Annotated in this window: 18 protein-coding genes and 1 pseudogene; 11 read left to right on the plus strand and 8 right to left on the minus strand. The window is 73.0% G+C overall.

Annotation, left to right across the window (positions count from 1 at the left end; all coding sequences use genetic code 11):
- Positions 1-79 precede the first annotated feature (79 nt).
- The 3 genes from ACQEWB_RS17770 to ACQEWB_RS17780 all read left to right on the plus strand — a co-directional run bounded on the left by ACQEWB_RS17770 (position 80) and on the right by ACQEWB_RS17780 (position 3076).
- Positions 80-1405, plus strand: a complete 1326-nt coding sequence (locus ACQEWB_RS17770; protein WP_432832013.1) for an EsaB/YukD family protein — start codon at positions 80-82, stop codon at positions 1403-1405.
- Positions 1406-1418: 13 nt separating this feature from the next.
- Positions 1419-2024 carry a hypothetical protein gene (locus ACQEWB_RS17775; RefSeq protein ID WP_432832015.1) on the plus strand — a complete coding sequence of 202 codons (606 nt, stop codon included), beginning with the start codon at positions 1419-1421 and terminating at the stop codon, positions 2022-2024.
- A gap of 263 nt (positions 2025-2287) precedes the next feature.
- Positions 2288-3076: a type VII secretion protein gene (locus tag ACQEWB_RS17780; protein ID WP_432832017.1), complete on the plus strand. Its 789-nt coding sequence runs from the start codon at positions 2288-2290 to the stop codon at positions 3074-3076.
- A gap of 42 nt (positions 3077-3118) precedes the next feature.
- Here the strand turns inward: ACQEWB_RS17780 and ACQEWB_RS17785 are convergent, their stop codons facing one another.
- The 5 genes from ACQEWB_RS17785 to ACQEWB_RS17805 form a co-directional block, all read right to left on the minus strand.
- Positions 3119-3964 carry an MOSC domain-containing protein gene (locus ACQEWB_RS17785; protein ID WP_432832019.1) on the minus strand — a complete coding sequence of 282 codons (846 nt, stop codon included), beginning with the start codon at positions 3962-3964 and terminating at the stop codon, positions 3119-3121.
- A gap of 128 nt (positions 3965-4092) precedes the next feature.
- Entirely contained in the window at positions 4093-4443 is a 351-nt protein-coding gene (locus ACQEWB_RS17790) for a hypothetical protein (RefSeq protein WP_432832021.1), read from the minus strand.
- Positions 4444-4682: 239 nt separating this feature from the next.
- Positions 4683-5480, minus strand: a complete 798-nt coding sequence (locus ACQEWB_RS17795) for a sugar phosphate isomerase/epimerase family protein (protein ID WP_432843873.1) — start codon at positions 5478-5480, stop codon at positions 4683-4685.
- Positions 5481-5515: 35 nt separating this feature from the next.
- Positions 5516-6670: a dihydrodipicolinate synthase family protein gene (locus ACQEWB_RS17800; RefSeq protein WP_432832023.1), complete on the minus strand. Its 1155-nt coding sequence runs from the start codon at positions 6668-6670 to the stop codon at positions 5516-5518.
- On the minus strand, positions 6667-7824 hold the full coding sequence (locus tag ACQEWB_RS17805; RefSeq protein ID WP_432832025.1) for a Gfo/Idh/MocA family protein: 1158 nt from the start codon (positions 7822-7824) through the stop codon (positions 6667-6669). The genes ACQEWB_RS17800 and ACQEWB_RS17805 overlap by 4 nt, the downstream gene beginning before the upstream one ends.
- Positions 7825-8071: 247 nt before the next feature.
- Between ACQEWB_RS17805 and ACQEWB_RS17810 the strand changes: the two genes are divergently transcribed.
- From ACQEWB_RS17810 to ACQEWB_RS17825, 4 genes are all read left to right on the plus strand, one after another.
- Positions 8072-9118: a LacI family DNA-binding transcriptional regulator gene (locus tag ACQEWB_RS17810; RefSeq protein ID WP_432832027.1), complete on the plus strand. Its 1047-nt coding sequence runs from the start codon at positions 8072-8074 to the stop codon at positions 9116-9118.
- Between the two features lie 141 nt (positions 9119-9259).
- Positions 9260-10114, plus strand: a complete 855-nt coding sequence (locus ACQEWB_RS17815; RefSeq protein WP_432832029.1) for a hypothetical protein — start codon at positions 9260-9262, stop codon at positions 10112-10114.
- Positions 10111-12288 (plus strand): bifunctional serine/threonine-protein kinase/ABC transporter substrate-binding protein, encoded by a 2178-nt coding sequence (locus tag ACQEWB_RS17820; protein ID WP_432832031.1) that lies wholly within the window; start codon positions 10111-10113, stop codon positions 12286-12288. Before ACQEWB_RS17815 ends, ACQEWB_RS17820 begins: the two co-directional genes overlap by 4 nt.
- Positions 12289-12315: 27 nt before the next feature.
- Positions 12316-14433 carry a protein kinase domain-containing protein gene (locus ACQEWB_RS17825; protein WP_432832033.1) on the plus strand — a complete coding sequence of 706 codons (2118 nt, stop codon included), beginning with the start codon at positions 12316-12318 and terminating at the stop codon, positions 14431-14433.
- 35 nt (positions 14434-14468) lie between these two features.
- Here the strand turns inward: ACQEWB_RS17825 and ACQEWB_RS17830 are convergent, their stop codons facing one another.
- Both ACQEWB_RS17830 and ACQEWB_RS17835 read right to left on the minus strand, forming a co-directional pair.
- The gene (locus ACQEWB_RS17830) at positions 14469-15062 is read right to left on the minus strand and encodes a DinB family protein (RefSeq protein ID WP_432832035.1); all 594 of its coding nucleotides are present in this window, start codon (positions 15060-15062) and stop codon (positions 14469-14471) included.
- A 4-nt stretch (positions 15063-15066) separates the two neighbouring features.
- Positions 15067-15852: a class I SAM-dependent methyltransferase gene (locus tag ACQEWB_RS17835; protein ID WP_432832037.1), complete on the minus strand. Its 786-nt coding sequence runs from the start codon at positions 15850-15852 to the stop codon at positions 15067-15069.
- 102 nt (positions 15853-15954) lie between these two features.
- Between ACQEWB_RS17835 and ACQEWB_RS17840 the strand changes: the two are divergent.
- From ACQEWB_RS17840 to ACQEWB_RS17855, 4 genes and pseudogenes are all read left to right on the plus strand, one after another.
- A pseudogene (locus tag ACQEWB_RS17840) lies at positions 15955-16095 on the plus strand (dihydrofolate reductase family protein); the annotation flags it as partial.
- A gap of 80 nt (positions 16096-16175) precedes the next feature.
- A complete protein-coding gene (locus tag ACQEWB_RS17845) occupies positions 16176-17111 on the plus strand; it encodes a bifunctional helix-turn-helix transcriptional regulator/GNAT family N-acetyltransferase (protein ID WP_432832039.1) in 936 nt (311 codons plus the stop codon).
- Positions 17112-17157: 46 nt separating this feature from the next.
- Positions 17158-17958, plus strand: coding sequence for a sugar phosphate isomerase/epimerase family protein (locus ACQEWB_RS17850; RefSeq protein ID WP_432832041.1), 801 nt, complete (start codon positions 17158-17160; stop codon positions 17956-17958).
- Positions 17959-18068: 110 nt separating this feature from the next.
- Positions 18069-19307: an MFS transporter gene (locus ACQEWB_RS17855; RefSeq protein WP_432832043.1), complete on the plus strand. Its 1239-nt coding sequence runs from the start codon at positions 18069-18071 to the stop codon at positions 19305-19307.
- Here ACQEWB_RS17855 and ACQEWB_RS17860 read toward each other — a convergent pair.
- On the minus strand, positions 19273-19863 hold the full coding sequence (locus ACQEWB_RS17860; protein WP_432832045.1) for an RBBP9/YdeN family alpha/beta hydrolase: 591 nt from the start codon (positions 19861-19863) through the stop codon (positions 19273-19275). The genes ACQEWB_RS17855 and ACQEWB_RS17860 overlap by 35 nt on opposite strands.
- Positions 19864-19894 lie beyond the last annotated feature (31 nt).

The raw sequence follows: 19894 nt of genomic DNA on the forward strand, positions 1-19894 counted from the left end.
GGGGAGTCTGTGCAGCCTTCGGGCGGGGGCGCCGAGGCCGCTGGTTCGCTGACCAGCCGGTGATAAGTTCGGGCACGTGATGTCTGCGGGGGCCTTGAGTCGTACGGCGGCCAGTGGGACCGCGGTCGTTCTGAGTCGCGTCACCCTGGTCGGGGAGCGGCGGCGTATCGATCTCGTGTTGCCGGCGCGGGAGCCGGTCGGGGCGCTGATGCCCGAGATTCTGCGAGTGCTGGACGATGGCGCCGGTGAACGGCGGCTCGTGACCGTGGACGGGGCCGCGCTCGATCATGACAGCAGCCTTGAGTCCGCGGGTGTGCTGGACGGGGCGGTGCTGCGGCTCGTGCGGGTCGGGGGCGCTTCGTCCGAGGTGACCGACGGGCCCGTCGAGGGACCGGGTGCGGGGCGCGTCGCCGCGGGGGTGCTCGCGGTGGGCTGGGCCGGTGCGGCCGGCATGTTCGCCGGTTCCGCGTACGGGGCCGGTGTCGTCGCGGGTGTGCTGTTCGCCGTGGCTGTCGTCGCCGGACTCGCGGGGGCGTCGGTCGGGCGGGAGCCGCGTGGGCTCGGGGCGACCTTGCTGTGTGTCGCCGGGGTGCTGGGGGTGGTCGGGGGTTCCGCGCTCGCGGACTCCTGGGGGTGGTCGTTGCCGGCGCACGTGGCCGTGCTGTCCGCCGTGGGGGTCGTGACCCTCGTACTGCTGGGGCTCTTCACTGGGTTGGGGCGTGGCGGGCTGGTCGGGGCCGCCGCCGTGGCGGTCTTCGTGCTCGCCTGGGAGGCGGTCGTCGCCCTTCAGTCGGGGGCTTCGACGGACGTACAACAGGCGCGGGTCGGGGCGGTACTCGCCGTCGTGTCCGTCGTCGGCCTCGGTGTGCTGCCTCGGCTGGCGCTCATGGCCTCCGGGTTGGCGGGACTCGACGACCGGCGGGCCGGCGGGGTCTCGGTGAGCCTGCACCAGGCGTCCTCGGCGCTGGCCGCAGCTCATCGCGGGCTGGTGCTCGCCACGGTCGTGGTGACCGGGTGCGGGGCGGCGGCCGCTGTGTGGGTGCTACGGGCGCCGACGGTGTGGACGGTGCTGCTCGCCGCGGTCACGGCGGTGGTGATGGCGCTGCGGGCCAGGGCCTTTCCGCTGGCGGCCGAGGTCGTGGTGCTGCTGGCGGGCGGTTCACTGGTGACGGTACGGCTGTTGAGCGCGTGGGCGGAACGGGCCGGGGCGGGCGGGGCGGTCGCCGTGCTGGTGGTGCTGGCCGTGGTGACGCTCGCCGGGCTCGTCGTGAAGCCCGGCGAAGGTGTACGGGTACGACTGCGGAGGGCGGGTGACCTGCTGGAGTCCGCCGGGGTCAGCGCGCTGCTGCCGCTGCTCATCGGGGTCTTCGGCGTGTACGGGCGGCTGCTCGACACCTTCGCTTAGGAGACGGGACGGCATGGGTGAGGGTCAGGGGGAACGGGGTCAGGAACGGGCGCGGGAGGGTGTGGACGCCGGGGACTGGCAGGGCGGGGCGCGGGGCGACGGCGGCGGCGGCGATGCCTACGGTGGTGGTGCCGCGCACGGCGGTGGTGAGGCCGGCGGTAGTGGTGCCGCGCACGGCGGTGGCGACTGGCAGCTCGAAGTGCTGCGGCAGCTTGAAGAGGCGCAGGGGCGCGGGGTTTTGGCGCAGGGCGGTGTGGCCGAGGGGCCGGGGCCGCAGGTGGTCGAACCGGCCGAGCCTGCGCTGCGGCTCGTGAGGTCGTCGGAGGCCGCCGAGCAGGCCGGTCCGGTCGCCGAACATGCGCTGCCGCTCCCGCCTGCCGTCCCGCCTGCCCAGCACCACCCCGTGCAGACCACCGCCTCCCCACCCACGCCTGCCATGGGCTACCCGCTCCCGCCGCCCGCTCCCGCGCCCACGGCACCGGCACCGGCACCGGCTCACTCCACAGCCATGCCCTCCGCACCCGCGCCCACCCCGCCGCTCGCCCCCTTCCCCCGCACCCGGTTGCCCCCCTGGCCGCCACCCCCGCGCACCCGGCCCCGATTGCCGCCACCCCCATAGCCCCGACTCCAGCCGCCCCTGTACCCCCGGCCCCCACGCCGGCACCCCCCGCCCCCACCCCCAGTTCCAGACCCGCAACCACCCCCGGGCCACCCGCCCCCCGCACCACCTCAACCCCCGCCGTCCCCCTCCCCTCCCCCGAATCCGTCCGCACCCTCGACCCCCGTCTGGCCCTCGCCCTCGGTCGGCCCCATCACGGTGACTCGCTCGCCCACCGGACCACCCGCACCCTCCGTCGGCTCACTTCCTCCGTCTCGCAGGACGTGGCCGAACAGACGCGTGTCGCACGGGAGTTGCAGCAGCCCGTGACGACCGGGCGGGTCATCGCCGTCACCTCCATCCGCGGGGGCGTCGGGAAGTCGACCGTGGCCGCGCTGCTCGGGCGTACCTTCAACCACTACCGGCACGATCCGGTGCTCACCCTGGAGGCCGACGCCGCGCTCGGGACGCTGCCGGTGCGAATGGGGGCCGAGTCGGTGCGCTGGTCCTGTGCCGACCTCGCCCGGATCCTCACCCCGGCCATGCAACTGACCGACGTCATCGGCTACTTGGTGCCCGTGTCGAACGGCGGGTGGCTGCTGCCGGCCAGCCAGGGACGGGTCGGCGCACCCCTCGACGTACGGACCTACCGGACCGTGACGCTCGCCCTGCGCCGCTACTTCGCCGTCACCGTCGTCGACTGCGAGACCCTGCCCGGCGATGTCGCCCGTACCGCGATGGACACCGCCCACGCCCGGGTCGTGGTCGCGCCGACGACCGCCGAGGGCGTCGGCGGCACCCGTAAAGTCCTCGACTGGCTGGGCCAGTTGCCGCACTCCGCGCTGTCCACGACCGTCGTCGCGCTCACCGCGCACTCCCCCGACACGACCCTGGACGTGAAGGCGGCCCGCGCGCACCTGAAGGAGACCGGCGTCAGCGTCGTCGTCCTGCCCTACGACCGTCATCTCGCCGCCGGCGGCCCCATCCACACGGATCTCCTGGGCACGGCCACCCGCGACGCCACGCTCGAACTCGGCGCCGAGGTGCTGCGCCGCGCGGTACGGGGCGGCTGAGAACCGGCGGGCCCAACGGCGTGTCCGCGGGCGCCGCGGCCGTCAGATCCGGACGGTGTCGCCCTCCCGTACCCATCCGCCCCGTACCACCTGCGCGTACACCCCGGCGCACGGCTCCGCCGCCCGTCCCGGAAGGGCCGGTACCCGGTTGTGGCGGGCCGGGACGCGGAGGGCGTCGGGGTCGCGGGGCAGGTGGCCGTGGGCGAGGGTGGGGACGGCGCAGCGAGGCGTCGAGGCGATGACGCGGAGGGTCAGCTCCCCGCCGATGTGCAGCTCTTCGCCCATCCAGGCATGCTCCACGAAGCCGTTGCCGTTGCCGTCGCCCTCGCCCTCGCCCTCGCCCGTGTCGATGAGGAGGTTGGGGCGGTAGCGTTCCGGCTCCGCCGTCCCCCTCGGGCTCAGCTCGGCGATCCGGGCCAGCGTCGACGTCGTGATCAGGTGCACCGGCGCGAAGTCGAAGAAGGTGCCGGGCGGGGAGGCCGAGCCGAACTGGACGATGTCGGCGGTGACTTGGGCCTCCAGGCCCGCCGCCAGCACCTCGTCCGGTCGGGAGCGGTCCAGCGCGCCGTCCGGTGGGGGTACGTCGGTGAGGGTGACCTTGCGGCCGAGGAGGGCCGAGAGGGCGTCGGCGTCGGGGAGTTCGGTGCCGTCGGGGGCCGTGATGCGCGGGCCCGTCCGGGTGAGCGTCGCCGTGCAGGTGAGCAACTGCCGCCACAGGCGCGGGGACTTGGCACTCGCCACCTTCCCCGTCTCCTCGTCGAGGAGCGCGTACCCGCGGTCGCCGGTCAGACCACGGTCGGTGACCCGGACGGCGTCCAGGCGCTCGCCGAGCATCGACTTCACGGGGTAGCGGTAGAGGGCGGCGACGGGTCCGGGGCTCTGGCTCACGAGATCACATTCTGCATACGCCTCTGGGCAGGTCCAGCCGATGTGACGGACAATCTACGAACCTGCCCCACCCCGGATCGGACGGGGTGGGGCAGGGTTCATGGGGTGTCAGCGAGTTGTGGCCGCCGTCACTTGACGGTGATCGTCACCGTCTTGGAGATCGCGTCGCCGTCCTTGACGCGCAGGACCTCGACGCCCTTCTTCTCGAACTTGTCGGTCAGCTTGTAGGCGCTCTTGCTGACCTTGGTGGTCGCGGGCAGGGCGACCCACTTCTTGCCGTCCTTGAGCTGGAGCGTCACCTTGCTGCCTTCCTTCACCCCGGTGGTCTTGCCGGTGAAGGTGACGACGTCGCCCAGCTTGACGGCGGTCTTGCTCGCCTTGACGGTGATGGCCGGCGCGGGCGCCGGGGCGGCGACGGCGGCGGTGGCACCGGTCGCGACCGCGGCGGCGGAGAGGACGGCGACGGCTGCAATACGCACGTTCACAGCGAACTCCTTTTCCTGTGATAGGGGATGTCAATTCGGCCGCAAATTCCGGAAGCTTTACCCGGCCCCTGCGGCGAGCCTGATCCTATAGACACATGCAGGTCAGACTCGGTTCCCTCTGGTTAGAAAGAATTGAATTGACAGCCCAATCACAGGAATTCGAATGAGCCGATACGCCGTGAACTGCATTGATTAGCGAGACCTGTGTGAAGGTGTCCTCACAATTGGATTCGTCAGGTCGCGTGCTCGACGAAGCGGCGGGCCGTCTCCGCCAGCACCTCGCGGCCGTCCCTGGCCCAGAGGCCGTCGTTGAACAGCTCGACCTCGATGGGACCGGTGTAGCCGGCCGCCTCCACGTACCCCTTCCACTCCCGCATGTCGATCGAGCCGTCCCCGATCTGCCCGCGGCCGTTGAGCACACCCTCCGGCAACGGGGTGGTCCAGTCGGCGAGTTGGAAGGTGTGGATACGGCCGCCCGCGCCGGCCCGCGCGATCTGCGCGGGCGCGTTGTCGTCCCACCAGATGTGGTACGTGTCCACGGTGACGCCGACCTGGTGGGCCGGGAAGCGTTCCGCCAGGTCGAGGGCCTGGGTGAGCGTCGAGACCACACAGCGGTCGGCGGCGTACATCGGGTGGAGCGGCTCGATGGCCAGCTTCACCCCATGGTCCTCCGCGTACGGGCCGAGCTCGGCCAGCGCGTCGGCGATGCGTTCCCGGGCTCCGTGCAGGTCCTTGGAGCCGGCGGGCAGGCCGCCCGACACCAGGACCAGCACCTCCGTGCCGAGCGTCGCCGCCTCGTCGATCGCGCGGCGGTTGTCGGCCAGGGCGGCGGCCCGCTCGGCCGGGTCGATCGCCGTGAAGAAGCCGCCGCGGCACAGGGTGGTGACCGTCAGGCCCGCGTCGCGGACCAGCTTGGCGGTCGCCTCCACACCGTACGACTGGACGGGTTCGCGCCACAGGCCGACGCCCGGGACGCCGAACTCCAGGCAGGCGTCGACCAGTTCGGGCATCGACAGCTGCTTCACCGTCATCTGGTTGACGGAGAAGCGGGAGAGGTCTCCGGTCGTCACTGGTTCACTCCGTACAGGGCGAGCAGGGTCTTCATCCGCTCCTCCGCCAGCTTCGGGTCCGGGAACAGGCCCAGTCCGTCGGCGAGTTCGTAGGCGCGGGCGAAGTGCGGGAGGGAGCGGGCCGACTGGAGGCCGCCGACCATGGTGAAGTGCGACTGGTGGCCCGCGAGCCAGGCGAGGAAGACGACGCCGGTCTTGTAGAAGCGGGTCGGGGTCTGGAAGAGGTGGCGGGACAGCTCGACCGTGGGGTCCAGCAAGCCGCGGAAACCGGCCACGTCCCCCGTGTCCAGGACCCGTACCGCCTCCGCGGCCAGCGGGCCCAGCGGGTCGAAGATGCCGAGCAGGGCGTGGCTGAAGCCCTGCTCGTCGCCGGAGATCAGCTCGGGGTAGTTGAAGTCGTCGCCGGTGTAGCAGCGGACGCCCTTCGGGAGGCGGCGCCGGATGTCGATCTCCCGCTGAGCCTCCAGGAGCGACACCTTGATGCCGTCGACCTTGTCGGGATGGGCGGCGATGACCTCCAGGAAGGTGTCGGTGGCCGTGTCCAGGTCGGACGAGCCCCAGTAGCCCTCCAGGGCCGGGTCGAACATCGGGCCCAGCCAGTGCAGGACCACCGGCTCGGTGGCCTGGCTCAGCAGGTGGCCGTAGACCTCCAGGTAGTCCTCGGGGCCGGCGGCCGCGGCGGCCAGCGCGCGGGAGGCCATGAGGATGGCCCGCGCGCCGGACGCCTCGACGAGGGCGAGCTGCTCCTCGTAGGCCGCCCGGACCTCGGCGAGGGTCGCCGGGCCGGTGAGCTGGTCGGTGCCGACGCCGCAGGCGATCAGGCCGCCGACCGCCTTGGCCTCCGCGGCACTTCGCCGGATCAGCTCGGCCGCGCCCGCCCAGTCCAGGCCCATGCCGCGCTGGGCGGTGTCCATCGCCTCCGCGACGCCGAGCCCGTGGGACCACAGGTGGCGGCGGAAGGCGAGGGTGGCGTCCCAGTCGACGGCGGCGGGCGAGTCGGGCGACACGTCGGCGAGGGGGTCCGCGACGACATGGGCCGCCGAGAAGACCGTACGAGAGGTGAAGGGGGTGCCGGGGGTGACGGCGAGGGGTTCGGGTCGGGGGTCGTACGACCTCAACCCTCCCTGGAAGTCCGGGAGTCGGATGGTCACAGCGCGATCTCCGGTACGTCGAGACGGACGCCCTCCGCCGAGGACTTCAGGCCCAGTTCGGCGAGCTGGACGCCGCGGGCGCCGGCCAGGAGGTCCCAGTGGTAGGGGGCGTCGGCGTAGACGTGCCGCAGGAACAGCTCCCACTGGGCCTTGAAGCCGTTGTCGAACTCGTCGTTGTCCGGGACCTCCTGCCACTGGTCGCGGAAGGAGTAGGTGGCGGGGATGTCGGGGTTCCAGACCGGCTTGGGGGTCAACGACCGGTGCTGGACACGGCAGTTGCGCAGGCCGGCGACCGCCGAGCCCTCCGTGCCGTCGACCTGGAACTCGACGAGCTCGTCGCGGTTCACGCGCACCGCCCAGCTGGAGTTGATCTGGGCGATCGCGCCGCCGTCGAGCTCGAAGATGCCGTAGGCGGCGTCGTCGGCGGTGGCGTCGTAGGGTTTGTCGTTCTCGTCCCAGCGCTGCGGGATGTGGGTGGTGGCGATGGCCTGGACGGACTTCACCCGGCCGAACAGCTCGTGCAGCACGTACTCCCAGTGCGGGAACATGTCGACGACGATGCCGCCGCCGTCCTCGGAGCGGTAGTTCCACGACGGGCGCTGGGCGGTCTGCCAGTCGCCCTCGAAGACCCAGTAGCCGAACTCGCCGCGGACGGACAGGATCCGGCCGAAGAAGCCGCCGTCGATCAGGCGCTTGAGCTTGAGCAGGCCCGGGAGGAAGAGCTTGTCCTGGACGACGCCGTGCTTGATGCCGGCGTCGTTCGCCAGCCGCGCGAGTTCCAGGGCACCGTCCAGACCGGTGGCCGTCGGCTTCTCGGTGTAGATGTGCTTGCCCGCGGCGATCGCCTTCTTGATCGCCTCCTCGCGGGCCGAGGTCACCTGGGCGTCGAAGTAGATGTCGACGGTGGGGTCGGCGAGGACCGCGTCGACGTCGGTCGAGATGTTCTCCGGAGCCAGGCCGTGCTGTTCGGCGAGTGCCCTGAGGGCGTGCTCGCGGCGGCCGACCAGGATCGGCTCGGGCCACAGCACGGTGCCGTCGCCGAGGTCGAGGCCGCCCTGCTCGCGGATGGCCAGGATGGAGCGGACCAGATGCTGGCGGTAGCCCATGCGTCCGGTCACGCCGTTCATGGCGATGCGCACCGTCTTGCGTGTCACGTGCTGTCCCTTCGTTCGCCCTAGCCACCTATGCAGCAAGCGCTTTCTATCCAAGAAGAAGCTAGCCTCTGACCGGTGGTCTGTACAAGGCTGTGACGGGGTCGAGTTGTTCGAGGGGGCGAACAATGGGGGGCTGGGGCCGTATGGTCTGCTCCTTGGGACACCTCCGCGAAGGAAACCCCGCCGGGACGCCTCCCCAAGGCTGCCCGGCCAACGACGAAGCGATGCGCGACCGGAGGACGACGAGATGACGGTGACCCTGGCGGACGTGGCGGCCCGCGCGCAGGTCTCGCCCGCGACGGTGTCGCGCGTGCTGAACGGGAACTACCCCGTGGCAGCCTCCACCCGTGAGCGGGTGCTGAAGGCGGTCGACGAGCTGGACTACGTACTGAACGGTCCGGCGAGCGCGCTGGCCGCGGCGACGTCCGACCTGGTGGGAATCCTCGTCAACGACATCGCCGATCCCTTCTTCGGGATCATGGCGAGCGCGATCCAGGCGGAGATCGGGGGGCCGGGCGGCCGGGCCGGGGGCGAGCGGCTGGCGGTGGTCTGCAACACCGGGGGATCGCCGGAGCGCGAGCTGACGTATCTGACCCTGTTGCAGCGGCAGCGGGCGGCGGCCGTCATCCTGACCGGTGGGGCCGTGGAGAACGAGCCGCACGCGGCGGCCGTGGCGTCGAAGCTGCGGAAGCTGGCGGAGGCGGGGACGCGGGTGGTGCTGTGCGGGCGGCCGCCGGCGCCGGACACCGGCGCGATCGCGCTGACCTTCGACAACCGTGGCGGCGGGCAGCGGCTGACCGAGCACCTGATCGGGCTCGGGCACCGGCGCCTCGGCTACATCGCGGGACCGGAGGAGCGGACGACCACCCGGCACCGGCTGGAGGGGCATCGCTCCGCGCTGGCCGCGGCCGGGATCGAGGAGGATCCGCGGTGGACGGTGTGGGGGCGGTACGACCGGCAGGCGGGGTACGAGGCGACGCTGGAGCTGCTGCGGCGGGATCCGTCGCTCACGGCCGTGGTGGCGGCGAACGACTCCGTCGCGCTGGGGGCGTGTGCGGCGCTGCGGGAGTCGGGGCTGCGGATTCCGGAGGACGTGTCGGTCGCCGGGTTCGACGATCTGCCGTTCAGTGTGGACGCGGTGCCCGCGCTGACGACCGTGCGATTGCCGTTGGGGGAGGCGGGGGCTCGGGCCGGGCGGATCGCGATGGGCCGGGAGGAGCCGCCGCCGGGAGGGATTGCGGCGATCCGGGGGGAGTTGATGGTCCGGGGGTCTTCCGGGGGGCCTCGAGTTTGAGTTGCTCCTGATCTGCCCCCCACGCCCGCGTGGCGTCCGGGCCCTTAACTACTCATATTTATATGGGTAGTTAAGGCCTCCAGGATGTTGCCGTGCGCCACACTGATTTCAAGGGTGCGGGCACTGGGGTGGGAGTGATGCATGTCCGGGTGGAGACCAGTCTTAGCCTCGGCGGCGGGGGTGCTGCTGCTGGCGGGGTGCAGCAGCGGGTCGGGCGACGAGCCCAAGGCTCAGGGGACGCCGGAGAAGAGTTCCGGCGCGTCGCCGTCGGCCTCGGAGTCGCCCGTCAACGAGCCGTACTCGCTCGCCGAGAACCGGGCGCCGAGGACACGGGCCGAGGCGGTCGAGTTCGTTCGTGAACTCGACGTGCGCCCCGACTACTTCGGCACCGGGTATCGCAAGCGCGACCCCTTCGAGAGCGATCCGGCCGAGTGGGCCGTACTCGGCGACGACTGCCTGTGGCGGCGCGAGACGCTGCCCGGCACCGTACTGGCCAGCCTCACGCGGGCGTTCGAGCTGCCGGCGAAGGACGGCAAGGGTCCGGTGTACGTGTCGCTGACCGTCACCGTGCACCAGGACGTGGTGGCGGCGCGGCGCGACATGGCCGGATCCCTGGAGGAGGCACTGCGCTGCCCCGAGCAGCAGCTGAACGCCACCGACCGGGTGCGCGGCCTGTACTCGCGGGTCGACGCGTTCGCCGACGCGCGGTCCGTGATCTCCGACGACGACCTGACGGAGACCGGTGACTGGCTCACCGAAGGCGGCACGGCGCATCCCTTCGACTGGTCCAAGTTCCGGCTGGGGCCGGTCACCGTGGCCGCGACCGCGCGGCACGGCTCGGGCCGGAGCAAGGCCGAGGACTCCACGGTCACCACCGACATGGCCAAGGGAGTGAGCTTCGTCGCCGCCGACATCGACCGGCAGGGCAAGGCGGGCGATACGGGCGATGCGAGTGCCACCCCCGAACCGACCGGGACGAAGGGGGCGGGGCAGTGAGCGAACCGCTGCGCTCGTCCGACCCGTCCCGTATCGCGGGGTTCCGGCTGCTGCGGCGGCTCGGCGCGGGCGGCATGGGCGTCGTCTACCTCGGCCGCACCGACTCCGGGGCGCTCGCCGCGGTCAAGGTGATCCGGGGCGAGAGCGCCGGTGACGACGGCTTCCGCGCCCGGTTCGCGCGGGAGGTGGAGCTGGCGCGGCGGGTCGACGACCCCTGGGTGGTTCCCGTCCTGGACGCGGACGCCCAGGCACACGAGCCGTGGCTGGCCACCGCGTTCGTCCCCGGGCCCTCCCTCGCCGAGGCGGTCGGCGCGCACGGCCCCCTGCCGTCGCATGCCGTACGCGTCCTCGGCGGGCGGCTGGCCGAGGCACTGGACGCCGTGCACACGGCCGGGCTCGTCCACCGGGACGTCAAGCCGGGCAACGTCCTGCTCGCCCTGGACGGGCCGCGCCTGATCGACTTCGGCATCGCGCGCGCCGCCGACGACACGGCACTGACCGCGTCCGGACTCGTGGTCGGCACCCCCGGTTTCCTCGCCCCGGAGCAGGCCCAGGGACAGCCCGCCACGTCCGCCGGCGACGTCTTCGCGCTGGGCTGCGTGCTGGCGTACGCCTCGACCGGCGCTCCTCCCTTCGGTACCGGGACGCCGGACGCCCTGATCTACCGCACAGTCCACGACGAGCCGGAACTCGGCCGGGTGGAGGGCGAGTTGCGGACCCTGGTGGAGCGCTGTCTGGCCAAGGACCCGGCCGCCCGGCCCACGGCCGACGACCTACGGAGTCTGCTCGCCGACGACGCTCCGGACGCGTCCGGCGGCTGGCTCCCCGACCCGGTCGCCCGGATGGTCGCCGCCCGGGCCGCCGAGAGCCTCGCCCTCCCGGATGTCGAACCCACGGTCGTGGACGATCCGGCCGCCCCCGCCCGGCACCCGGCACGGCGCCGCCTGCTGCTGGCCGGCGGTGCGCTGCTGCTCGCGGGCGGCGGGACCGGAGCCGCGGTGTGGGCGTCGGGGGACGACGGGAAACCGTCCGCGAGCGCCGGGCGTCCCGTGTACGTCCTCGGTGTGCACACGACCACCGGCACGGCCGAGGCCGCCGTCAGCCGGGCCGCCGAACGCGCCGCCCGCCTCGCCGTCGCCGAGCACAACGCCACGCGGAAGCGCTCCTACGACCTGAAGGTGAAGGTCCTCGCCGACCGGGGTGACGCGGACACCGCCCAGGAGGTGGCCCGCGGGTTCACCGCCGACCGGGACGTCGTCGCCGTACTGGGGCCGGTCGCCGAGATCCCCATGCGGACGGCCGCGGCCGTCTACGGTGAGGCGGGGCTGACCCATGTCTCCAGCAGCACGGGCCAGCAGGACTACTTCCTGACGTCGCCGAAGACCTCGTTCCAGAGCGGCCCCGCCCACTCCGCGCTCGGCAGCTGGATCGCGCTGCACGCCTTCGTCACGCGACAGGTGGTGCGGGCCGGCGTCGTGATCGACCGGGCCGGCGGCTCGGTGGTCCAGGACCAGGGCACCCAGGTGGTCAACAACTGGCGCGACATCCTCAAGAGCGAGGTCGTGGCCCGCGTCGTCGCGGAGGAGACGGACGACGGCCCGAAGGCGGTGCGCGAACTGCTCGCCGCCGGCGTCGCGGCCTTCGCGTACCTCGGCCCCCTGGACGCCACCGTCCGCACGGCCCAGGACCTGTCCGCGGCCGGCTTCACCGGGCCGCGCTGGATGCAGCACCAGTTGTACGGCTCGGACTTCCCGCGCCTCGCGGGCGCGGCGGGCGAGGGCTGGTACGTGGTGACGGACGCCGTGGACCCGTCCGTACTGACGACGAAGCGGGCCAAGGACTTCACCGCGGCCTGGCGGAAGCGCTACGGCAGCACTCCGGAGCCCTACGCCACCGAGGCGTACGACAGCGTGGGCATGCTGCTCACCGAGTTCGCCCGCACGGTCCCCGCCGGGACACGTCGGCGGCCGGTGCGGGCCGATCTCGCCGTGCGGCTGGCGAAGGTCAAGTACCAGGGCATCGCCCGGACCTACGCCTTCGGCGACTACCACCAGTACGACAACAGCGCGGCGGGCTGGGCGGACGAGACCTTCGTCCACGAGGTCCGCGGCGGGCGGTTCCGGCAGGTGGGATCGCTCGGCGATCTGCAACGCGCGTCGGAGGGCCAGAGCTGACGGGCGGGAACCATACGGAAACGGGGGGTGGCTGACGTGGAACGGCTCCTGCCCTCCGATCCGTCCCTGATCGGCGGCCACCGGCTCGCCGGACGGCTCGGCGCGGGCGGCATGGGCGTCGTCTATCTGGCGCGCTCGCCGCACGGCGCCTGGTGCGCGCTGAAGGTGATCCGCGCCGAGTACGCCGACGACCCCGGCTTCCGGGCCCGTTTCCGCCGCGAGGCCGAACTCGCGGCGCGCCTCACGAGCCGGTGGACCGTGCCGGTCGTCGCGGCCGACGCCGACGCCCGCTCCCCGTGGCTGGCCACCGCCTATGTGCCCGGCCCGTCCCTCGCCGAGGCGGTCGCGCTGCGCGGCCCCTGGCCCGAGGCGCAGCTGCGTGGCCTCGGTGCCGTGCTGGCCGAGGCACTGGACGGGGTGCACGCGGCCGGGCTGGTCCATCGCGACGTCAAGCCGGCGAACGTACTGCTGGCCGCCGACGGGCCACGACTGATCGACTTCGGGATCGCCCGGGCCGTCGGTGCGACCGCGCTCACCACGGACGGCTCCGTCGTGGGCTCCCCGGGTTACCTCTCGCCCGAGCAGGCCCGCGGGCGCACCGTGGGTCCGCCCAGCGACGTCTTCTCGCTCGGCTGCGTCCTCGCCCACACGGCCACCGGCCGCCCGCCGTTCGGCACCGGTGGTGCCGCGGCCGTGCTGTACCGGACCGTGCAGGAGGAACCGGACCTGGACGGCGTACCGGAAAACCTCGCCCCGACCGTACGGCGGTGTCTGGCGAAGGAACCGGAGCGGCGCTTGAGCGTCCGTGAACTCCGCGACGTCCTCGGCGAGTTCGCCGTGGACGAGTGGCTGCCCGAAGGGCTGCCGGCCCTGGTCGCCGCCCGCGCCGCACACGTCCTCGACCTGCCCGTTCCCGACCCCACCCGGCTCACCGGGCCCTCCCCCGTGGACGCACCTCCCTCGCCCACCCGACGGCGCCTGCTCGTCTCCGGGGCCGTCCTCGGTGTCACCGCGGTGGCCGGGGCGGGCGCGTGGTGGCGGTGGGGGCGGGCCGGAGCGTCGGGCGACGCCGGTTCCGTACGGCGCTCCCGCCACGTGATCACGCTGCTCGGCAGCCCGGCCGACCCCTTCTTCACCGACCACCGGCGCGGCGCCCTCCTCGCCGTCGAGCAGCACAACCAGGACGCCCGGCGCACGGTCGACCTCGTGCTGCGCACCGCGGACGACGGCGGCACCGCGGCAGGCTCCGCCGCCGCGGCCACGCGGCTGGCCGCGGACCCGGACGTGTCCGTGGTGATCGCCGCGGGTTCGAACACGACCGTTCCCGCGGCCCTGCCCGCGTGTACGAAGGCCCGGCTGACCCTGCTGGTCACCCGGGCCGACACCGAGGACCTCGACACCGTCAACACCTCCACCGCGCTCGTGCTGCGTGCCACCCAGACCCTCGGCCCGTTCGCGGCGATCATCTATCTGAACCGGGTCGTCAAATCGGCCCGCACGGTGATCGTGCACGACCTGGCCACCGAGGTGGAGAGCCTGGCCACGGTCCGTCTCACCACCGTCTACGGCAAGCTCGAAGGCGGGACGTCGGTCGAGGAGGTCGCCGCGGACGAGGACTTCACCGGGGCCGCCGGCCGCATCGCCGCCCGCCCCCGCGACGCCGTCCTCTTCGCCGGGGCGAGCCCCGACCGCGCCGCCGCCTGCGCCCGCGCGCTGCGGGACGCGGGCCACAGGGGCGTCCGGGTCGCGGGCGAGCACGTCCTGGACGCCCCGTTTCTCGCCGTCGGCGAGGACTGGCGGATCGGTACGGGCTACACCGACGCGAGCGCCGACTCCCGTACCAAGGCGTTCGCCGCCGCGTTCCGCGCCCGCCACGGACATGCGCCGGGGCCGTGGGCGGCCGAGGCCTACGACGCCGTCCGGTTCGCCGCCCACGGCCTCGCCGCCGTCGGCGACGACGGCCGCACCGCGCTGCGTTCGGAACTCCTGCGCCGCCCCTGGCAGGGCATCACCCGCCTCATGAGCTTCGACGCCTCGACTCAGTACTTCCAGGCCGGCGACGACGGCGGCGGGTTCCTGTTCCGGGTGACCGGGGGAGCCGCCCGCTTCGTGGCCCGGTCCGCCGACATCGGCAAGAAGGCGTGACCCGACCCCGGGCCGACCGGAAATACCGACCGGCGTCAAGTGCCGGTGGCCGCCGCCTCCTTCGCCGCCCGCTCCACCCGCTCCCGGTGCTCCGCCCACCAATTCACGTCCCCAGAGGGCAAGTTGTCGCCCGGGCCCCGCAACCCCACCTCGCCGTCGATCAGTTCGCGCACGATGTCCGCCTGGCCGGCGTGCCGGTGGGTCTCGCCGATCATGTGGACGAGGATGCGGTGGAGGGTGAGTTCGGGGTGCGGGGGCCAGGGGACGCGGCCGAGGGTGTCCAGGGGCAGGCCGGCGATCGTCTCGTCCGCGTGGGTCCAGGAGCGCCGGTACTCCCCCACGATGTGCTCCCGCGTCTCGTCCGGCGTCGCCCACAGGTCCGCGTTGGGTTCGGCGGCGCCCGTGACCCACAGCAGCGGGCCCCCCTCGAAGGGGCGGCCGAAGGTCTCGCCGAAGTAGATCGCCTCCGCGCCCGTGAGGTGCTTGACCAGGCCCAGGAGGTTGGTGCCGGTCGGCGTCATGGGGCGGCGGACGTCGTACTCCGAGAGGCCGTCGAGCTTACGGAGGAGGCAGTCCCGGGCGTCCTGGAGGTAGCGGCGCAGGTCGGATTCGGCGTCTGGGTCGGTCATCGGGTCAGTGTGCGGCGGGGGTGACCGTGGGCGCACGGCGTTTTTCCACGCCACGTTGCCACGGCGGGCTCTCCGGCACCGGCACGCTTTCCGGCACCGGCGCGTAGTCCTTCACCGGCACGCAGTCCTTCACCGCGGCGAACCCGAACAGCTCGGGAATCCCGCCCTCACCGGCCTCAGCGGTGCGTACGAGGCGCAGGCCCGCGGCGGTGACGGCGTTCAGCAGGTCGGCCAGTGGGGTGTGCCAGGCACCGACCCGGACCCGTACCCCTGCGGGGTTTCCGTCGAAGCGGCGGGCACGGTCGGCGTACCCGCCGTCCAGCACGACCTTCGACACCTCGACGCGCTCGGCGAACGCGCCCACGAAGCACGGGTGCACACCCAGGTGGACGAACCGTCCGCCGGGAGCGAGCACCCGCCCGATCTCCCGCAGGACGGCCGCGTAGTCGGGCACGTCCGTGCTGGCCAGGACGCACACCGCGGCCGGTACCGAGCCGTCGGCCAGCGGGAGTGCCGTGGCGTCCGCCACCGCGACCGGCAACCGGGCCGCGGCATGCCGGAGTTGGTTGCGGGAGAGGTCCACGCCCACCGGGGTCCAGCCGAGCCCGGCGAGCGGGCGGACATGGGCGCCGGTGCCGCAGCAGACGTCCAGGCAGGTTCCGGTGCCGGGTCCCAGCAGGCCGGACAGGGTGTCGTGGACGCGCTGGACGTAGGCCGAGGCACCGTCCGCGGACATGTGCTCGTCGTACCAGTCGGCGTGTTCGTCGTACGCCGCCGTCGCCACCGCCATGGCCACCCTTCCCCTCGCCGCCGCACCGATGGCTTCCGTGCCGCGCCCCGGTCCGACTGCCGTAACACTGCTCAAGAGGCCCCCGCACGAAACGAGGGAGCGAGTTCGACCCTCGTGCGGACGCTGATCCAGGAGGGCCTCGTCGACGAGCTCCGGCTCATCCACATGCCGGTGATTCTCTGCGGCGGCAAGTCCAGGACCGGCGTGCAGGTGAGCGTCTACCGGCCGGCCGCCGAGGGGTAGCCCCGGACGGTGCGGGTGTCCTAGGCTCGGGCCGACGGTATCTCTGACTGAGTCAACTATCGGGACCGGGGGCGACGACCATGACCGTCCAGGACATCCGCACCTTCAACCGCTTCTACACGAACGTCATCGGCGCCCTCGACTACAGCCGCCAGCTCTACGCGCCGTACACCCTCACCGAGTCGCGTGTGCTGTACGAGCTGGCTCATTCGCCGCGGACAGATGCCGCCGACCTGCGGACCGAACTCTCCCTCGACGCGGGGTACTTGAGCCGGATCCTCAACAAGTTCGAGGAGTCCGGGCTGATCGAGCGCACGGCCTCCACCGAGGACCCGCGGCGGCGGCACGTCACCCTCACCGGTCGCGGCCGGGAGACCGCCGCGCTGCTCGCCGAGCGGGCCAACGAGTCCGTCGGCGCGCTCCTCGCCACCGTGCCGCCGGACGACCGGCCGCGGCTGTCGGAGGCGATGCGGACGGTCCGCGAACTGCTCTCCGACGGGCGGCCGCCGCGCCGCGAGGACGTGATCCTGCGCGAGCCCGGGCCCGGGGACCTGGGCTGGATCGTGGCGCGGAACGCCGCTGTGTACTCCGCCGAGTACGGGTGGAACGCCGACTACGAGGGGCTCGTCGCCCGGATCGTCGCCGACTTCGCCGAGGACCACGACCCGCATCTGGAGCGGGTGTGGATCGCCGAGCTGGACGGGCGGCCGGTGGGGTGCGTGATGTGCGTACGGGACGAGGCTCCCGCCACCGCGCGGCTGCGGCTCCTGCTGGTCGAACCGGAGGCCCGCGGCCTCGGCGTCGGCGACCGGCTCACCCGGGCCGTCATCGACTTCGCCCGCGGCGTCGGCTACCGCGACCTGGTCCTGTGGACCAACGACGTCCTCGCCGCCGCCCGCCGCATCTACCAGCGCCACGGCTTCGTCCTGGTCGCCGAGAAACCCCACCGGTCGTTCGGGAAGGACCTCAACGGGCAGGACTGGCGGCTGGATCTGCACGGCGGCGCGCAGGAATGAGTGGGAGCCTGGACCTGCACCGGGCGTACGAGTGAGAGTAGGGGTCATGAGACTGGCGTTCTCCACCCTCGGCGTCCCCGGCCTGCCCATCACCGACGTGATCCGGCTCGCGGCCACCCACGGTTACCACGGTGTCGAACTGCGCGCGCACCCCGAGGAGCCGGTCCATCCCGGCATCGGCCTCACCGAACGGGAGGACGTGACCGCCGAGTTCAAGGCCGGCGGCATCGAGGTGCTCGGCCTCGCCGGGTACGCCCGGGTGGCCGCGCCCGGCGACGACGGCCCGGTCATCGACGAGATGCGCGAGCTGCTCGACCTCGCCCGCGACCTCGGCGCCCCCTACATCCGCGTCTTCCCGGGCGGCGGCCACGAGCAGAGCCGCGAGCGGGCCGACGCGGCGGCCGCGCGGCGGCTCGGCACGGCCGCGGAGTACGCCGCCGACCTCGGCGTACGCATCCTGCTGGAGACCCACGACTCGCATCGCACCGGCGCCGACGCGATCCGCGTCCTCGGCCGCGTCGGCCACCGGCACGTCGGCGCCCTCTGGGACGTCATGCACACCTGGCTCGGCGGCGAACAGCCCTCCGAGAGCTACGCCGCGCTGTCGCCGTACCTGGGGTACGTCCAGGTCAAGGACATCGCCTCCGCCGAGGACAAGACCCCCCTCACGCTCGGCGCCGGTGTCCTGCCGCTCACCGAGGTCGTGGACGTCCTGTCCCGGCACGGCTGGGACGGGTGGCTGTGCTGGGAGTACGAGAAGCGGTGGTACGACGAGGCCGCGCCGCTCGCCGATCAGCTGGCCGCGGGGCGCGAGCATCTGGGACGGCTGCTCAACGAGTGTGCCTAGCCTTACGGGGTGCACAGCCACAGGTAATTCGCTCGCCGGACACGCGCGTGGCCGGATAGCGTCCCCGCCGTGAACCCGCACCCCGCCCCACCCTGCCCCCGTATGCCCTCATGAGTCTCAGCCGTACGTTTCTCGACGTCCGGCCGCTGCGCAGCTCCCCTCTCTTCCGGCGGCTGCTGATCGGGCGCACGGTGTCGATCCTGGGTGGGTTCATGACCATGGTGACGGTCATGTACCAGGTGTGGGCGATGACGCACAGCACGGCGTGGACCGGCGCGGTGGGGCTCGCTCAGGCCCTGCCGCTCGTGGGGTTCGGGCTGTTCGCCGGAGCGTGGGTGGACCGGGCCGACCGCCGCCGCGTGTTCCTCGCCGCCACCGTCGGACAGGCGGCCTGCTCCGTGCTGCTCGCCGTGCAGGGGTTCACCGGTCACGTGCCGGTGGCCGCCGTACTCGGCCTGGTGGCCGTCCAGTCGGCCTTCGGCGCGCTCGGTGCCCCCGCGGCCGGCGTGTTCGTCCCACGGCTGCTGCCCAAGGATCAGGTCGGCGCCGGTCTCGCCCTCAACCACGCGGCCGCCCAGGCGATGATGTTCCTCGGCCCCGCCCTGGCCGGCCTCCTGCTCGCCCGCTTCGGCGTCGGCGTCTGCTACCTGCTGGACGCGGCCAGTTTCGGTCTCGCCTTCTACGGCGCCTTCGGCCTGCCCGCGCTGCCGCCGCACGGCGAGCCGTCGCGGGCGGGCCTGCACGGCGTCCTGGACGGCCTGCGGTTCCTGGCGGGCCACCGGGTGGTGCGGGGCGCCCTGATCACCGACCTGGCCGCGACCGTCCTCTCCTTCCCGGTCAGCCTCTACCCCCTCGTCAACGCCGAGCGCTTCGGCGACGACCCGCGCACCCTGGGCCTGTTCCTCTCCGCGATGGCGCTCGGCGGCATCACGGCGACGGCGCTGTCCGGCCCGGTGACGCGGCTCGGGCGCCCCGGCCTGGTCATGCTCTGCGGCGCCGGTACCTGGGGCGCCGCCCTGGTCCTGTTCGGCCTGGCCACGAACCCCTGGAGCGGCCTGGCCCTCCTGGTCCTGGCCGGCGCCGCCGACGCCACCTCCGTCGTCTCCCGCTCCACGATCGTGCAGACCCGCACCCCGGACGCCCTGCTCGGCCGGGTCACCGCGGCCGAGGCGATCGTCGGCCAGGCGGGCCCCAGCCTCGGCAACGTCCGCGGCGGCCTCCTGGCCGGCTGGACCTCCGGCACGACCGCCATCGTCACCGGCGGCCTGATGTGCCTGCTCGCGGTCGCCGCCGTAAGCGCCACGACTCCCGAACTCAGGGGCGGGGGCCGTCCGTTGGGCGGACCGTGAGCTCGGCGGCGGGATCCAGGCACCACTCCAGCACGGACGGCCAGGAGCCGTAACCCGCGTCCAGGTCGAGGTGCCCGGCGCCGGGCAGGAGGTCGGTGGGGATGCCGAGCGGATCCCCGTAGGTCTCCCGCGCCCCCTCCGGGCAGTACTGGTCGTCGTCGCCGGAGACCAGACGGGTGGGGTTGGGGAGGGTGAAGTCCAGGGCGGGCGGGGTGAATTCGACGACCTCGGGGAGCGGGGCGAGGATCGACGCGGACGGCGGCCCGACCAGCAGCACCCGGTCCACGGTCCCTGCCTTCACCATCCCCCGGCCCACGGCGTGCAGCCACAGCAGCGCGGAGGCACTGTGCGCGATCACGACCCGTTCGGGACCGGCGAGTCCACCGAGACACCGGTCGAGCTCACCGAGCCAGACCTCCAGGCTCGGGTCGTCGGGGTCGGGCAGCTGCGGGTAGACGACGTGGTGCCCGAGCGCCGTCAGCCGGTCGGCGAGCCAGTGCTGCCAGTGGTCCTTGGGCCGGTGGTTCTGCCAGCCGTGAAGGATGAGGAAGGTCATGGGGTCGATGGTTCCGGGCGCCCGACCTCGC

The sequence above is a fragment of the Streptomyces sp. CA-249302 genome (assembly GCF_050936785.1).
Classification (GTDB): domain Bacteria; phylum Actinomycetota; class Actinomycetes; order Streptomycetales; family Streptomycetaceae; genus Streptomyces.

Coding starts and splice junctions, on each gene's coding strand:
- ACQEWB_RS17770 (WP_432832013.1), top strand. CDS start 80: ATGTCTGCGGGGGCCTTGAGTCGTACGGCGGCCAGTGGGACCGCGGTC.
- ACQEWB_RS17775 (WP_432832015.1), top strand. CDS start 1,419: ATGGGTGAGGGTCAGGGGGAACGGGGTCAGGAACGGGCGCGGGAGGGT.
- ACQEWB_RS17795 (WP_432843873.1), bottom strand. CDS start 5,480: ATGACGGTGAAGCAGCTGTCGATGCCCGAACTGGTCGACGCCTGCCTG.
- ACQEWB_RS17810 (WP_432832027.1), top strand. CDS start 8,072: ATGACGGTGACCCTGGCGGACGTGGCGGCCCGCGCGCAGGTCTCGCCC.
- ACQEWB_RS17815 (WP_432832029.1), top strand. CDS start 9,260: ATGTCCGGGTGGAGACCAGTCTTAGCCTCGGCGGCGGGGGTGCTGCTG.
- ACQEWB_RS17830 (WP_432832035.1), bottom strand. CDS start 15,062: ATGACCGACCCAGACGCCGAATCCGACCTGCGCCGCTACCTCCAGGAC.
- ACQEWB_RS17835 (WP_432832037.1), bottom strand. CDS start 15,852: ATGGCGGTGGCGACGGCGGCGTACGACGAACACGCCGACTGGTACGAC.
- ACQEWB_RS17845 (WP_432832039.1), top strand. CDS start 16,176: ATGACCGTCCAGGACATCCGCACCTTCAACCGCTTCTACACGAACGTC.
- ACQEWB_RS17850 (WP_432832041.1), top strand. CDS start 17,158: ATGAGACTGGCGTTCTCCACCCTCGGCGTCCCCGGCCTGCCCATCACC.
- ACQEWB_RS17855 (WP_432832043.1), top strand. CDS start 18,069: ATGAGTCTCAGCCGTACGTTTCTCGACGTCCGGCCGCTGCGCAGCTCC.
- ACQEWB_RS17860 (WP_432832045.1), bottom strand. CDS start 19,863: ATGACCTTCCTCATCCTTCACGGCTGGCAGAACCACCGGCCCAAGGAC.